Source organism: Sporosarcina sp., assembly GCF_029257255.1.
Lineage (GTDB): Bacteria > Bacillota > Bacilli > Bacillales_A > Planococcaceae > Sporosarcina.
Window position 1 is genome coordinate 80,611 of the sequence record NZ_JARICI010000014.1, and the last position, 15,154, is coordinate 95,764.

Annotated in this window: 15 protein-coding genes; 10 read left to right on the plus strand and 5 right to left on the minus strand. The window is 45.2% G+C overall.

The window, feature by feature from the left end; translation table 11 throughout:
* Positions 1 to 47 precede the first annotated feature (47 nt).
* Together nosZ and Q1J64_RS03740 are read right to left on the minus strand one after the other, a co-directional pair.
* Positions 48 to 1,919: a Sec-dependent nitrous-oxide reductase gene (gene nosZ, locus Q1J64_RS03735; RefSeq protein ID WP_301107748.1), complete on the minus strand. Its 1,872-nt coding sequence runs from the start codon at positions 1,917 to 1,919 to the stop codon at positions 48 to 50.
* 18 nt (positions 1,920 to 1,937) lie between these two features.
* Positions 1,938 to 2,366: a c-type cytochrome gene (locus Q1J64_RS03740; protein ID WP_301107749.1), complete on the minus strand. Its 429-nt coding sequence runs from the start codon at positions 2,364 to 2,366 to the stop codon at positions 1,938 to 1,940.
* A 514-nt stretch (positions 2,367 to 2,880) separates the two neighbouring features.
* Here Q1J64_RS03740 and Q1J64_RS03745 point away from each other — a divergent pair.
* The 5 genes from Q1J64_RS03745 to Q1J64_RS03765 are packed head-to-tail and all read left to right on the plus strand — an operon-like array spanning position 2,881 to position 6,593.
* Entirely contained in the window at positions 2,881 to 3,873 is a 993-nt protein-coding gene (locus tag Q1J64_RS03745; protein ID WP_301107750.1) for an ABC transporter substrate-binding protein, read from the plus strand.
* Positions 3,874 to 3,891: 18 nt separating this feature from the next.
* Positions 3,892 to 4,878 (plus strand): FecCD family ABC transporter permease, encoded by a 987-nt coding sequence (locus Q1J64_RS03750; RefSeq protein WP_301107751.1) that lies wholly within the window; start codon positions 3,892 to 3,894, stop codon positions 4,876 to 4,878.
* Positions 4,879 to 5,658, plus strand: a complete 780-nt coding sequence (locus Q1J64_RS03755) for an ABC transporter ATP-binding protein (protein WP_301107752.1) — start codon at positions 4,879 to 4,881, stop codon at positions 5,656 to 5,658.
* Positions 5,659 to 5,676: 18 nt separating this feature from the next.
* Positions 5,677 to 6,192 carry a HugZ family pyridoxamine 5'-phosphate oxidase gene (locus Q1J64_RS03760; RefSeq protein ID WP_301107753.1) on the plus strand — a complete coding sequence of 172 codons (516 nt, stop codon included), beginning with the start codon at positions 5,677 to 5,679 and terminating at the stop codon, positions 6,190 to 6,192.
* Positions 6,189 to 6,593, plus strand: coding sequence for a DinB family protein (locus tag Q1J64_RS03765; RefSeq protein ID WP_301107754.1), 405 nt, complete (start codon positions 6,189 to 6,191; stop codon positions 6,591 to 6,593). Before Q1J64_RS03760 ends, Q1J64_RS03765 begins: the two co-directional genes overlap by 4 nt.
* 477 nt (positions 6,594 to 7,070) lie before the next feature.
* On the opposite strand, the gene Q1J64_RS03770 is transcribed toward Q1J64_RS03765, so the two are convergent.
* Complete coding sequence (locus tag Q1J64_RS03770; protein ID WP_301107755.1) at positions 7,071 to 7,997, minus strand: glycine betaine ABC transporter substrate-binding protein; 927 nt, start codon at positions 7,995 to 7,997, stop codon at positions 7,071 to 7,073.
* Positions 7,998 to 8,480: 483 nt separating this feature from the next.
* Entirely contained in the window at positions 8,481 to 9,404 is a 924-nt protein-coding gene (locus Q1J64_RS03775; protein WP_301107756.1) for an NAD(P)/FAD-dependent oxidoreductase, read from the minus strand.
* A 121-nt stretch (positions 9,405 to 9,525) separates the two neighbouring features.
* Between Q1J64_RS03775 and Q1J64_RS03780 the strand changes: the two genes are divergently transcribed.
* The gene (locus Q1J64_RS03780; protein ID WP_301107757.1) at positions 9,526 to 9,663 is read left to right on the plus strand and encodes a hypothetical protein; all 138 of its coding nucleotides are present in this window, start codon (positions 9,526 to 9,528) and stop codon (positions 9,661 to 9,663) included.
* Between the two features lie 76 nt (positions 9,664 to 9,739).
* Here the strand turns inward: Q1J64_RS03780 and Q1J64_RS03785 are convergent, their stop codons facing one another.
* Positions 9,740 to 10,297, minus strand: coding sequence for a GbsR/MarR family transcriptional regulator (locus tag Q1J64_RS03785; RefSeq protein WP_301107758.1), 558 nt, complete (start codon positions 10,295 to 10,297; stop codon positions 9,740 to 9,742).
* A gap of 207 nt (positions 10,298 to 10,504) precedes the next feature.
* On the opposite strand from Q1J64_RS03785, the gene Q1J64_RS03790 reads away from it, so the two are divergent.
* The 4 genes from Q1J64_RS03790 to Q1J64_RS03805 all read left to right on the plus strand — a co-directional run bounded on the left by Q1J64_RS03790 (position 10,505) and on the right by Q1J64_RS03805 (position 14,882).
* Positions 10,505 to 11,755 (plus strand): quaternary amine ABC transporter ATP-binding protein, encoded by a 1,251-nt coding sequence (locus Q1J64_RS03790; RefSeq protein ID WP_301107759.1) that lies wholly within the window; start codon positions 10,505 to 10,507, stop codon positions 11,753 to 11,755.
* Complete coding sequence (locus Q1J64_RS03795) at positions 11,748 to 12,593, plus strand: ABC transporter permease (protein WP_301107760.1); 846 nt, start codon at positions 11,748 to 11,750, stop codon at positions 12,591 to 12,593. The genes Q1J64_RS03790 and Q1J64_RS03795 overlap by 8 nt, the downstream gene beginning before the upstream one ends.
* A 297-nt stretch (positions 12,594 to 12,890) precedes the next feature.
* Positions 12,891 to 14,099 (plus strand): acyl-CoA dehydrogenase, encoded by a 1,209-nt coding sequence (locus Q1J64_RS03800; RefSeq protein ID WP_301107761.1) that lies wholly within the window; start codon positions 12,891 to 12,893, stop codon positions 14,097 to 14,099.
* Between the two features lie 12 nt (positions 14,100 to 14,111).
* Positions 14,112 to 14,882, plus strand: a complete 771-nt coding sequence (locus Q1J64_RS03805) for an SDR family oxidoreductase (RefSeq protein ID WP_301107762.1) — start codon at positions 14,112 to 14,114, stop codon at positions 14,880 to 14,882.
* The last annotated feature ends 272 nt before the right edge of the window (positions 14,883 to 15,154 follow it).

Here is a 15,154-nt window from a genome sequence, read left to right on the forward strand (position 1 = left end):
AGAAAGGAAATGCCTCTCTTCACATTTTAAGTGCGGTATAACTCTTCTTACTTCGGTTCGACGAGCAGGTAACCGCTCATTTCCTGATGGAGTGCGGAACAGAAGTTTGTACAGTAGATAGGGTAGACGCCTGCTTTATCTGCAGTGAATTCCAGTGTGTTCGTCTGTCCCGGCTGTACCTCAAAGTTTAGATTATAGTCGTTGATTCCAAAACCATGTGTAATATCTTGATCCAAGTCAATGTTGGTCATATGGAAGAATACTTTGTCTCCCTGTTTAACGCTGACAGCATCCTGACGCTCTGCACTGGCATCGAAAATGAATTTCGAACGCATGGCGATTCCGTAAATGTGAACTTCATTGCCTTTACGTTCAATTCTTGCATCTTCCTGCTTCCAGACAGAGTTCTCACGGTCTTCATCTTTTTCATAAACTTTAATCGGATTGATCTTATCGCGGTGGATGATTTGCGCATAGTGCGGCTCAGGATCCACTGGAACAGCCATAATATGTTCCATTTTCTCACCGGAAATATCGATTAGATCCATTGATTCCGGATGTGAAGGTCCGACTGACAAGAAGTTATCCTTGGCAATTTTATTGAGCGCAACGAGCCATTTTCCGTCTGGTGATACAGTGTCACCTTCAGTTGCTGACGCGTGACCGGGGGAGAAGTAAGAAGGTGTACGGTCAATTACTTCGCCTGATTCAATATTCCATTTGACTACTTCAGATGAAATGAACATAGTATTGAATGCATTTCCACGGTCGTCAAACTGCGTATGCAAAGGTCCGAGTGCTCCTGGAGGATCCACTTCTTTTTCCATGACATCTTCATAGCCTAAAACTGGAATGCCGAAAGTCTCTTCTTTAAAGTTTTCTTTTTCAATTGCTTCGAATGCTTTCTCGAATGAAAATACAGTCATCATTGGAGCCAATTTACCGGCTGCAATGAAACGTGTACCATCAGGAGTTACGTCCACGCCGTGTGGTGACTTAGCAACAGGAACTGCGAAAATGGCACCTTTTACATCGCGCGGGTCAATCATAGTAGTCCCTTTGATGTCGTTTCCTGCACCTGCTTTCACCGCTTCCTCAAGCTTTTTCCAGTTCATCATGACGATATAGTCGCGGTCATGCTGAGATGCATTGATTTCCTGGTTTGTTGTTGCAAATTCTGTGTTGTACGTTGTCATGACAATCCAGTCACTGGACATCTTTTTACCTGCGTCAGAAAGGTCATAAGACCAAGGTGGCAGGACAACCTGGTATGCCAGATCAAATTTCTTCTTTTCGCGGTCGAAAGTCGTCATGGATACGACACCTTTGTATTCTTCTTCGTATTTATCAAGTGGAGCATATTCGTCACCGAGCGGACGTGCGAATCTTGTCGGCAATGCAATGTACTCTGTGTTTTCCGTTACGAATACCCCTGCGTGCGGACCACCCATATTCGGCAGTGACATAATGTCCGTTGTATGGAAGTTACTCAAATCGACTGCAGCGACCCGGTTATTCCCTACGTCGTTGGCGAACAGGAATTCACCGTCATAATCACCGGCGGTTTCTGAAATAGCAGGGTGGTGGAAATCTCCCCATGTGTAGCCGCCCAGCATTTCTTTCGTTTTATCATCATATCCGTAACCTGTAGCGGGATCTGGTGTAAACACCGGAACGGTACGGATTTTTCTCATCGATGGAACACCGTAGACAAATAGTTGTCCGGAGTGGCCCCCGGAAGCCATCATATAATACTCGTCCAATTCTCCGTAGGGAACGAATACTTTCTCTGCTTTGGACTTATTGGAAGAAGCATTTTCTTCCCCTTTGTTTAAATCGGCAAAGAAGACAAATGCGATGAGAAGACCCAGGGCGATTCCTAAAACGCCTGATATAATACGTGCTGTTGTTCTGTTCATAAACTTCACCTCATTTCATTATTTTTCAGATGTTTTTTTCAAAAACTCGACAATTTGTTCCCGATCTTCGTCAGATAACGGATTTTCGGCAATGACTCCTGACATAACAGCGCTCGTCGGCTGTTGCAGGAATTCATCCAGTTCAATGCCATGCTTGTCTTTCACATTGGCATAAGCATCGGATAAATCCGGACCTGTAGTTCCGCCTGTAATCCCGGCGTCGTTCACGGCGTGGCAGCCGATACAGCTGTTTGTTGTCAGCGGTTCAGCGCCTGAGGGAACAGAAGCTTCATCTTCCGATTCTGGTGTTTCTTCATTGGACTCAGCTGAATTGTTTTCCGTTGTCTGCTGAGTGGCCGGAGTTTTATCACTATCGTGAAAAAATAGATACCCCGCGCCAAAGGCAACTAAAAAAGCTACGGCAAAAATTAATAAATTAGATCTCATATATGTGAACCCTCCTTAAAAGAATGTTCAATCATCCACAAAAGGAAATGATTGTATAACCAGAGTTTAACAGAATTTCTTACGTAAATGTAAAGAAATTGTGTGAAAATTATAGAAATCAAAAGATATAGGGAATTCCCCCATGAGTATGTGAGTTTTATGTGAACTTTTGAATATTCATCCTTTACCGACGAAAGATGACAAATTATAAAAGGAAATATCCATTAATGAGTAATTAAATGGTAAAATAGTAGATAAAAAGCTCTTTTAATTTATTCTGAGTGGTGCTAGTCCTTTAAGCCTTACTCAATTATAATATTTTATTTTAAAATAAAGTTTTTTGTTATGAAAAACACTTCGTAATATTCTTAGTAATTAATAGATGAAAAGATTCTAAATGTAAAGGACTGTTGACAACTCAAGATGAGAATGGTTATCATTGTTGGTGAGATTGAAAATCATTCTCAATAAAAGCGTTAGGAATAGCGATAATACATATTCAGGGGGAACTGCATTGAAGAAGATTTGGATAGGTTTATTAATTGGGGTGCTGTCAGTTATGACGGCTTGTTCAGCAGATACGAAAGAGGATACATCTGAAAAAGTAAAAAACGAAACAGAGATTGATACAGAAGTGAAAGATGCGGAACGCCAGCCTGCTGAAGAAGGAGACGATGTCGATGAGAAGGAATTGGAAGAGTTGATCGAACAGTTTCCTGAAATGGTTCCGGAACGTTTGATTACGACATCTGTTCCGTTGGCAGAAATGCTGCAAATGCTGGATGTGACGCCGGTTGGAGTGCCTACTTCGACGAATCCACTGCCAACAGAGTTTGATGCGATTGAGCGGATCGGTTCGCCGATGCAACCTGATTTGGAAGTTGTTACGAAGCTTGAGCCTGATGCGATTTTAGGTGCAGAATCACTTCGTACGACGCTTGATAAGGCGCTTGAGGGTGTAGACTTGCCTGCTGCTTATCTGCCGACGGATTCATTTGAAGACTTGAAGTTGAGTTTTAAGGCATTGGGCACGTATTTCGGTAAAGAAGATCAAATGCATGAAGTGCTTGATCAGCTGGTTGCGAAAGAGCATGAACTGGTGAAACAGGGTGAAGGTAAGGAACTACCGACTGTGATGCTGATGATCGGAACATCGGATTCATTCATGGTGATGAATGATAAATCATATGTTGGAAGTCTGATTGAACGTTTAGGTGCTGAGAATATTGCCACTTCAGTGCTGAAAGCAAAAGATACGTATTCACCGATTAACATGGAAGAAGTCGTAGTGGCGGATCCGGATATCATTTTGGTGCTGGCTTCTGGAGATCACGGGGCGTCTGAAGATATGTTCAAAAAAGAAGTTGAGAAGAATGAAACGTGGAAACAGCTGTCTGCCTATAAAAACGACAATGTCCACATTTTAGACTATGAAGTATTCGGTGTGACGTCGATTAAAAATGCGGAGAAAGCATTGACGGAGATTTCTACTTATTTTTATGAGTAACAGAAGGGATTAATAGCAATGACGAACTCTCGGAGCGGATTTACGGTAGGTGTTACGTTTGCGCTGGCGGTGATTGCAGGTATTGTGGCAATCGGCTTAGGTAGTGTGACAGTTGCAGTTCCTGAAATTTTACAGACATTATTCAAATCCGCAGAGAGTGCGGTAAACGATACGATCATCTTGAATATCCGCCTGCCGCGCGTGTTGCTGGCGATGGTGATTGGTGCGAATATCGCGGTATCAGGTGCGATTTTGCAGGCAGTGATGGGCAATCCGCTCGCGGACCCGGGATTGACGGGTGTGACTAGTGGAGCCGCCGTTTGTGTACTGGCGATTATGCTGGCGATGCCGGAGTACACGCAGTTTATTCCGCTGGCGGCTTTCATTGGCGGGATGTTTGCTGCTACAGCTGTTTATGCACTGGCATGGCGGCGCAGCGGGATGTCGCCGATTACGATTATTCTCGCAGGTGTTGCGGTGAACGCATTGTGCGGGGGAGTGGTCGGCTATTTGTCGATTATGTACAGTGACCGCCTTCCTTCTGCTGTTCAGTGGATGAACGGTAGTTTGGCTGCAAAAGGGAATGCCACTTTGGCAATGGTGCTCCCGTATTCGATTATCGGATGGATTTTATCGTTCTTCGCTATAAGGAAAGCAAACGTGATCCGGATGGGTGATCAGGTGGCAATGAATTTAGGAGAGAACGTCAACCGGATTCGTATTATGCTGTCGATTCTGGCGGTGTTTCTCGCAGCTGTTTCTGTGGCGGCGATTGGGATGATTGGTTTTGTTGGATTAATTGTGCCGCATATGGCGCGGTTCCTCGTTGGTTCAAATTATAAGTTTTTACTGCCAATGAGTATGGCGCTTGGTGCATTGGTGTTATTGCTTGCCGATACAGGCGGGCGCACGCTGTTTGCACCGATGGACATTCCAGCAGGTATTTTGATGGCGGTCATTGGCGGCCCGTACTTCCTGTATTTAATGAGAAGGAGTGTGTTGTAAATGTTTACAGTCGATTCGATATCCATTCGCTACGAACAGAAAACCATTATCCGCGACTTTTCATTTCAGGTGCAGGAAGGGGAAGTCGTATCGATTATCGGTCCGAACGGTTCGGGTAAGTCTACATTATTGAAAGCCGTGTCACGTCAGCTTCCTTATTTTGCAGGGAAAGTAGAACTTGATGGTGTGAATTTGAAATCGATGAGTGCAAAACAGATTGCACGCAAAATGTGCATGCTTAGCCAGAAAAATCAGGCACCTGCGGATATGACGGTGTTTGATCTCGTATCGTACGGACGTTACCCACATAAGAAATGGTTTGAGAAACTGCGTGCGGATGATCATGAAATTATCGAATGGGCGATTGAGAAGACGCATTTGACGGAATATAAGGAGCGCACGGTCGCATCGTTGTCGGGGGGAGAATCGCAGCGAGCCTGGATTGCGATGGCACTTGCGCAGCGGCCGAAAATTTTATTACTGGATGAACCGACGACGTATCTCGATATTTCGCATCAGCATGAAGTGTTGGAATTGGTGCGTGAACTCAATCGTGATATGGGCATGACGGTGATGATGGTACTGCATGATTTGAATCAGGCGTCCTACTACAGCGACCGAGTTGTTGTGGTGCAAGGCGGCGAAAAGGCGATGTACGGAACCCCTGGCCAAGTGATGACGACGGATATGATCCGGCAGGTGTACCGAATGAATTCGGAAGTGCAATTTAGTGCGGCGGAACAAAAGCCTCGGATTCATTTGCTTCATACGGCACGATAAAATAGAGGAGGAATAAATATGACAAAAGAAATTGATTTGCAGAAGCATAAAGAAGGCTATTTGAAGTTTGTGGAAGAGCACAAGAATATGGTGCTGAATATGATCAATGAAGAGGGGCGTCCGTTTGCGAGCTGTGCGCCGTTCGTCAAGAAAGACGGTAAGTTTTACATTTACATCAGCCAAGTTGCCGAGCATTACCGCCATCTGGAAAATAGCGAGTGGATTGACGCAATGATTATTGCGGATGAATCTGCAACACCGAATCCGTTCGGAACTGAGCGTGCACGCTGGGGCTGTCAGCCGAAAAATATCGGCAATGACGGACATGAGGAAATTTTTGACCTGTTCAATGAACGCTTTAATCCGAAGTTATTGGAAGTATTGCGCGGCCTGGACTTTTCATTATTCGAATTAACGCCTGTGCAAGGGCGCTATGTAGTAGGATTTGGTCTGGCATTTGATGTGGATATCGACGGGGAAGTTTTCAATCATGTCGTGGTGGATAAGAAGAATAAACCGGGTGTGACGGCATGAGTTTCGAAACGGCAGTGCCGGTTTGGAATGCGCTTCGCGAACGATTTACGAAGATGGCGGGCGGCTTGACGGAGCAGGAATTGAAGTTAAGTATTGGAGAAACTTCTATTGAATCACTGCTGTATCATACGGCAGAAGTGGAGTATATGTTTGCAGACTGGTATCTTGGTAAGGCGATGCCTGCTGAATTGCCGAAAGCGGGTTCTCTCGAAGAACTTCTTGCGCTGCTCGATGCTTCGGATGCGAATTTGAAGGAGGCGCTTGCAGAGCTGACGGAAGAACAGTGGCATACGCCGGTTGAATCGAAAATGGGTGCGTCGACTCCTTTGGAAGTGGTCGGCAGATTGATGTACCATGCGGGAATTCATGCAGGGCAGATTGCTTTGATTCGGAAGCAATAATGAAAGTGGAGCTGTTTGGCTGGTCATTGCAGGATGACTGGCTGGATGGCTTTTTTTTGTGTTGTTGCATTTGTGGTAGTTTGTGAAACTTTTGGGGTGGCTATGATCGCGGGCGGAGTGGTTATGAGCGAGTTTGCGGTGGGAATGAGCACATGCCGGGTGAGTATGAGCGCCTGCGGGGTAGGTATGATCACTTGGCGACGTGGTATGAGCGGTTGTGGGGGGGCTAATGAGCGAGCAGGTTGTTTTCTAACTATGATTGGTTCGTTCGTAGCGTCGTTTGGTTCGAGTGAACGCTAGTTTGGAGCGCTGCTTGCAGAATAACGTGCGGTGGTGGGAATGATTGGCTCGTTTGCACTGCGTTTTGGTGCGGTGCAGCCGTACTTTGGCGCGTCAGCCAGCTCCCTCTGCTGCAAATGAAAAAAGCTGTGCCGGAAGTCAAATTGACCTCTGGCACAGCTTCAAATTTCATTAGAATTATTCTTTCAAATCTTCAATTGAATCAATATCCATATAAGTCGGTACTACTAGACCGATTTTGACGTCTTCCATACTTACGCCTATATCATCCACTTTGTCACCGAACTTCTCCATGTATGTTGCGTGTGTGATTGGCAACCATCCTGCCAGCAATACGTCTGCACTGCCGTCAGCAACTGCTGTATACATAGGACCCGCTTCAACTTGTGACATTTCTACTTTATAGCCCAAGTCTTCCAATACAAGAGCGATCATGTTTGTGCTTGCAACTGTACTGTCCCAAGCTACATAGACGAATTTGATTTTGTCTCCGTCGACTTTTTCTACTCCTTCAGTCCACTCAGAAACTTTGTCTTCATTCGCATCGATCCAGTTTTGTGCTGCAACTTTTGGATCTTCGCCGTCGATGATCTCGACCATGATTTCAGCCATATCGTCCTCTGTCCAGTGGAAGTTGCTTAGAACTTGATACGCTTCCGGAAGATCTTCTTCTAATCCTAGACGTCCGATTGTGTGGATTTCTTCGGCACCGCCGTATGAACCTTCTGGATCGTCAAGATATTTCAGGTCGTACTTTGCGAATTTCCAGTGTGGAGACCAGCCTGTTATGATGATTGGTTCTTCTTTGTCATACGCTTTTTTCAGTGCTGCTGTCATCGCTGCTCCTGAACCTGTAGTAACGTCCCACTTTTCAAGATCGTAGTCTTCAAGTGCGCGCTCTGTTGCTTCCATGATGCCTGCACCTGGGTCAATCCCAGTAATTTTGTAGTCTACTGCTTTACCGATAGATTCTGTTGACGCTGCTTTATCTCCGTCACCATCAGTTTTTGATGTATCTTCGTCTTTGTCGCCGCCACAAGCTGCAAGACCGACTGCTAATAATGCAACTGAGCTGAATCCTAAAACTTTCTTTTTGAATGACACGGTATAGTTCCTCCTTGTTTTGGTTGCAAGTGGATGAACGAGTGTGCGTTCAACGTTTTATGTAAGTACAACCTGTTTAATTGGTCGCTGTATTAGCGAACATTAATTAGTATAACTGTAATATGATTGTAATACAACCGTTTTACCTTTATTGTTTGTTCGTACAGTTTTTTCTGTACGAATGAATTGGGCTTTGAATCACTATGTAGGCAGTGTGGAATGTAAATCAAAGATGTGCTCTTAACGCTGCGCTTTTACTTGCAAAAGCAGTACTTCGCAACGGCTTACGCTTCAGCCGGTACGCTTTCCGGAGGGCGTGGCTTAAGGCATCTTCATTTTTCCAGGGTCTCAAGGCGCACGCTGATCCTCTCGGAGTCGACCGGCTTACGCTTCAATTCTCAGGTGATATTTAGCTCATTCACTAAAAACCTCATGGCTAACTTATCTTTGTGAAAAAAATAAGCCAAAATAGAGTAATACCTATTAATCCACCCGATCAAAGAATTCATTGGTTAAGTCGCCATTAATCCCGATAGCCGCTGCGCTGCCTGATCCTGCTGCTACGATTAGCTGGGAGGGGACGATGTTGGCGGAGTCTCCTGCTGCGTAAACGTTCCAGACGGTTGTTCGGCCATATTCGTCTGTGAGGATGCCACCGTATTGGTTGGGTTCGCAGCCTAGGTCTTCGGCGAAGTGGTTGGGGTGGCTCCAGAGGGGAGAGGAGAATGCGGCGGTTCGGTCTATGAGTGTGCCGTCTTCTAACCGGATGCTCTTTAGCTGGCCGTTTTCTCCTTCAAGACCGGAGATGATGTCGTCTACGATTTGAATGTTTTTAGCGTTTAGTTTCTTGCGTTCTTCCCCGGTGAGCTGACCTTCGCCGTTTGTAAATACAATGAGATCATGGCTCCAAGTGTAGACTTCGGCTGCCAGTTTGAAGACGTTTTTATCTGCAATAACAGCGAGCGGCTGATCTCGAAATTCCCAGCCGTCGCAGTAAGGACAGCTAAAAATAGATGTTCCGTAGAAACGTTCGATTCCGGGAATGTTCGGCTGTTCGTCCTGCAAGCCGACTGCCAATAAAATTTTAAGGGTGCGAATGATCTTTCCGCTGGCTGTCATTAATTCATAATGTGTTTGATCGAGACGTTCAATAGATACAATGCGTTCGTTGTGAAATTCGACGGACGGGTAGTTTGCGATTTCTTCATGTCCTAATCGTCTTAATTCGGCAGGTTGTATGCCATCCCTTGTTAAAAATCCATGTGCTTCCCGTGTGACACGATTTCGTGCATGATTGTTGTCGAAGATGATGACTCTGCGCCTAGCTCGTCCCAGAACCAGTGCGGCGCTCAATCCGGCAGGTCCACCGCCAATAATCGCACATTCATAGAGCATATTGTCACTCATTCCTTTTTATTGTCATTATAGTTCTATAACTTCCCGGTTTTTGCGATCACAAACAAACCAGCAGGTTATTTTCTGCTAAAAGACTTTAGTTTATACATTTACCGAGATATCGCCAGTCAAATTGGCGAAAGTTGAAGACAGATTGGTTCCATTTGTTGAAGAAATGGATAACTATGAAATTGAACTAGCTTTGAAAGTGTTGGCGAAAGACACAATTCAACAAGGGCAAAGAGGAGATTGTGTGCCGGAGATGGATTGAAGTGAGTGGGAATCGTTGACATATCGTCGAGAGATTTTTCTTTATGGAAAATAAAAAACCGCGAAAGCCTAAGCTCTTACGGTCGTCGATCTTCTTGCCGATTCTCTTTTCTCGGTACCAAATCAAAAATGTCATGATCTTCAAATGCATCGACTAGCTGATCGAGCCATTCAAAATAGTCCTGCATATAGCGTAGTTTTTCTATGTCTGTTTCGACTGTCTCCTTGAATTCTTCTGTTATTGAAGGGTCATTCAGCAGCTTATTCAAATCATTAAGCGACTTGCGGACTGCTGTTTCATGCAGGGAGATGGACTGGCGCCACTTGATCGAGAACAGGTCGATGAAGCTTTGGTACCAGTCATCCTTTACTTTATATAAGTCTTTGCGGACGCCCCGTTTCCACGCGCGTTCGACAAGCTTTAAATCGGATAGCGAGCGGACAGATGTGCTCATGCTGGTTTTGCTCATGCCGAGTTTTTCTGTCATTTCATCAAGTGTCAACGGTTCGTCATTGAAGAACATCGTGCCGAATTGTCTGCCTGCTGAAGGTGTTAAACCGTATAAATGTATATTTTGAGCGATCGTTTCAATGATTCGTTCACGGGATTTTTCGAGCTGCTCTTTACCTTCCATAGAGGGTACCTCCATTATCATAGTGGGGAAACACCTCCCCGAGTGCTAATATAGCTTATTATATTTGCGGGAAAAAAGCAATGGAAAGGCAAAAGTTTAAACAGTTTTTACTGTACGTACAATTAATTAAGATAAAACTGTTGTGTTACAAAACTATTACGTCTATAATAGTAACGTTAACTTTAACGAAACCAGGGAGTTGTACATATGAACGAAAATGAAATGATAAAGAAAATTGAAGTGCATGGCACGACGAAGATTTTCGGAAAGAATAGTAGGCGAGCTTCTCACATGCTGAAAGAAGGCAAGTCGAAACAGGAAATATTGAAAGCGACAGGTGCAACAGTCGGCGTGAAGAACGCTACTTTTGATGTTTATGACGGAGAAATTTTTGTCATCATGGGCTTGTCGGGGAGCGGAAAGTCGACGCTTGTCCGCATGCTTAATCGCCTTATTGATCCAACAATGGGGAAGATTCTGATCGACGGGAAAGATATTGTCGAAATGAATAAAGAGCAACTGCGTGAAGTTCGACGGAAGAAAATCGGCATGGTATTCCAGAACTTTGCATTATTCCCGCATAAGACGATTCAGGAAAATACGGAATACGGCTTGGAAATCCAAGGCATTGCGAAAGCAACCCGTCAAGAGAAAGCGAAAGAGTCATTACGTCTTGTAGGGCTTGCGGGATACGAAGAGCAATATCCGAATCAGTTGAGTGGCGGCATGCAGCAGCGTGTGGGACTGGCCCGTGCGCTTGCGAATGATCCGGACGTTCTGCTGATGGACGAGGCGTTCAGTGCGCTCGATCCTTTGATTCGAAAAGATATGCAGGATGAATTGTTGCAGTTGCATCATGATATGGGGAAGACGATTATTTTCATTACGCACGATCTTGATGAAGCATTGCGTATCGGTGACCGTATTGCGCTGATGAAAGACGGCGATATCGTACAGATCGGGACGCCGGAAGAGATTCTCATGAGTCCATCCAATGAATATGTTGAGCGTTTCGTAGAAGATGTCGATTTATCGAAGGTGCTGACAGCAGGACATATTATGAAGAAAGCGGATACAGTACAGGTGGACCGGGGTGCACGTGTTGCATTGCGTCTCATGAAGAAATTAAGCATTTCATCTATTTATGTAGTCGATAAAGGAAGTCGTCTGCTCGGGGCAGTTACGGCGCAAGATGCTGTTGCTGCCACGGAAGAAGGTAAGACTCTGGAAGATGTACTCATTCGAGATATTACGAAAGTGTCAAATGATACAGTGCTGACTGACCTGTTTGACGCAGTTTCGACTGCAACGGTTCCGGTGGCGGTCGTGGATGAACGCGATCATCTGCAGGGCATTATTATCCGCGGTGCGTTAATTGGCGCGCTTGCAGGGGACGGACAGTTTATCAATAATGATCCTGTACCGGCAGAAACGGAAGAGGTGAGCACACATGAGTAAGTTACCAAGATTACCATTTGCAGACTGGATTGACGTGGGAGTAGACTGGCTCGTTGTGACGTTCGGTACTTTGTTTGACGGCATTTCTGATTTCTTAAAGGGAATTGTCGAAGGATTGGTTACGGGGATGGACTTCGTTCCGTCGATATTATTGGCAATTATTTTCGCAGTAATTGCGTATGTATTGTCGACGCGCGGTATCGCGTTGTTTACATTGATTGGATTATTGTTTATTGATTACTTGGGTTATTGGTACCCGATGTTGCAAATGCTTGCGCTCGTGCTGGCATCTGTCGCAATCGCATTGATTATCGGGATACCTTTAGGGATTTTAGGTTCACAGTCACCGACTTCGAAGAGAATTATCAATCCGATACTTGATTTGATGCAGACAATGCCGGCGTTCGTTTACTTGCTGCCTGCAATCTTCTTCTTTAATATCGGAGTCGTACCGGGAGTTGTCGCGTCCGTTATCTTCTCGATGCCGCCAACAATCCGATTGACAATGCTTGGTATTGAGCAGGTGCCGAAAGATTTAATTGAAGCAACAGAAGCATTCGGTTCAAAAACTTCTCAGCGATTGCTGAAAGTACAGATTCCATTAGCAAAATCAACAATCATGGCGGGTGTAAACCAGAGTATCATGCTTTCATTATCGATGGTGGTGATCGCTTCAATGGTTGGTGCGCCGGGACTCGGTGAGGAAGTGTACCGTTCCGTGACGCAGCTGAAGACGGGTAAAGGTTTTGAAACAGGGTTGTCGATCGTTATTGTAGCGATTATCCTGGACCGCATTACACAGTACGCAGGTACGCGTAAGAGGAAAATAGTGAAATAAAGACGGGACTGCTCCGGAAATCATGTTTTTGATTTTCTGGGCAGTCTTTTTTGTGTGGATGATCATAAAAAGTTGAGAAGCGCTCGTACAGCATGGCTGAGTGATCATAGCAGCAACAAACTCGATCATACAGCATGGCTGAGTGATCATGGCAGCAACAAACTCGATCATACAGTCTGCCTGCGCGCTCATAAGGAAAGCAAATCATACTTGCAAGCTCCCATGGAATCTAGTATAGTAAGTGTAATATTCTGAACATACCAACTGGTTAGTATAAGAGAAGGGGAGTCATAGATCATGAACTTTTCATATTCAGAGAAAGTAGAAAAACTGCAGGCACAGGTCAAGGAGTTTATGGAGGAATATATTTATCCGAATGAAAGTGTATTCCGCAAGCAGCAGGAAGAGCAGGAAGATCGCTGGAATAAAGTACCGCCAATTATAGAGGAATTGAAATCTAAGGCAAAAGAGAAGGGACTTTGGAATTTATTCCTTCCTGACGACAGTGGTGGAGCAGGACTGACAAATCTTGAGTACGCGCCGCTTTGTGAAATTATGGGACGGTCATTTATGGCACCGGAAATCTTCAATTGCAATGCGCCGGATACCGGCAATATGGAAGTGCTGGCGCGTTATGGCACGGATGAGCAGAAAAAGCAGTGGCTGGAACCTTTATTGGAAGGGGAAATCCGTTCCGCGTTCGCGATGACGGAGAAGGATGTCGCTTCAAGTGACGCGACGAATATCGAATCGAGCATAGTACGCGACGGCGATGAGTATATTCTGAACGGTCGCAAGTGGTGGACGTCAGGTGCTGGAGACCCGCGCTGTAAAATTATGATTTTCATGGGGAAGAGTGATCCGGATGCTGCGAAACATGAACAGCAGTCTATGATTCTGGTGCCCATGGATGCGGAAGGCGTAACGGTTGAGCGCATGTTGCCGGTTTTCGGCTATGATGACGCGCCACATGGCCACGCAGAAATTTTATTTGAAAATGTTCGGGTACCGGCTGAGAATATGCTGTGGGGTGAAGGGAAAGGATTTGCAATTGCGCAGGGACGCCTTGGGCCTGGTCGTATTCACCACTGCATGCGACTGATCGGAGCGGCGGAACGTTCATTGGAATTAATGTGCAAACGGGTGCAGGAGCGCGAAGCATTCGGTAAGAAAATTGCGGAACAGGGTGTTGTGCAGCAGTGGATTGCGGAATCACGAATGGATATTGAGCAAGCTCGTCTGCTGACATTAAAAGCAGCATACATGATGGATACTGTCGGCAATAAAGTAGCGAAAGCAGAAATTGCGATGATCAAAGTAGTCGCGCCAAATATGGCATTGCGAGTGATCGACCGCGCAATTCAGGCATTTGGCGGAGCGGGTGTCAGCGAAGACTTCCCGTTGGCCTATATGTATGCAGGATCCAGAACGCTGCGAATTGCGGATGGGCCGGATGAAGTTCACGCAAGACAAATTGCGAGACTCGAATTAAAAAAATATCGGTAAAGAGGTGAGACGATGAGTATTTTACATATGTTTTCATTGGAAGGAAAGACTGCGATCGTCACTGGTGGAGGGCGTGGACTCGGTGCGCAGATTGCAGAAGCATATGCCGAAGCGGGAGCAAATGTCGTCATCTGCTCAAGAAATGCAGAAGCCTGTCAGGAAATGAGTGAAAAAATCAAGAGTATGGGAGTCGGATCACTCGCGGTAACATGCGACGTGACGAAACCTGTAGACGTGCAGAATGTGGTCTCTCAGACAGTTGGACGGTTCGGCACAGTCGACATCCTCGTCAATAATAGCGGAGCGAGCTGGTCGGCACCAACAGAAGATATGCCGCTTGAAGCATGGAATAAGGTACTGGACGTCAACGTAACCGGCACATTTTTAATGAGCCAGGCAGCAGCGAAGGTCATGATCAAACAGAGAAGCGGCAAAATCATTAATATCGCCTCTATCGCAGGCTTTGGCGGAACCCCGCCGTTCATGCAGACCATCGGCTACAACACAAGCAAAGGCGCCATCATGACAATGACCAAGGACATGGCAGTCAAATGGGGCCCTCATCAAATAAACATCAACGCCATAGCACCGGGCTTCTTCCCAACAAAAATGTCCAAAGTATTAATTGAACACGGCGAAAAAATGATCATGCAAAGCACCCCCCTTGGCAGACTAGGCAATGACTCCGATCTAAAAGGAGCAGCATTATTTCTAGCCTCCAGCGCTTCGAATTATATTACTGGAGATGTTTTGAAAGTAGACGGCGGTGCACATGCTTTTTGATTTTTGTACTATATAGATGAAATTTTAGCAGAGGAATCATTATTACAGATTACTGGATTAGCAATATTATATTCAAATTAATAGGTTTTAATCTGTGAGTAATGTTATTAAAGTAATCAATACTTGAGTTGCTTGGAGAGCAAGGCGGCGACTCCCTCTTGGAAATACGATAGTGACAAGGTTTATCGCGTTCTGAGTAAGACCAAAAAATATTTTTTTCGGATGTATCTGTAGTATGTGTTCCCTAAATATACATGACTTTACGTATTATG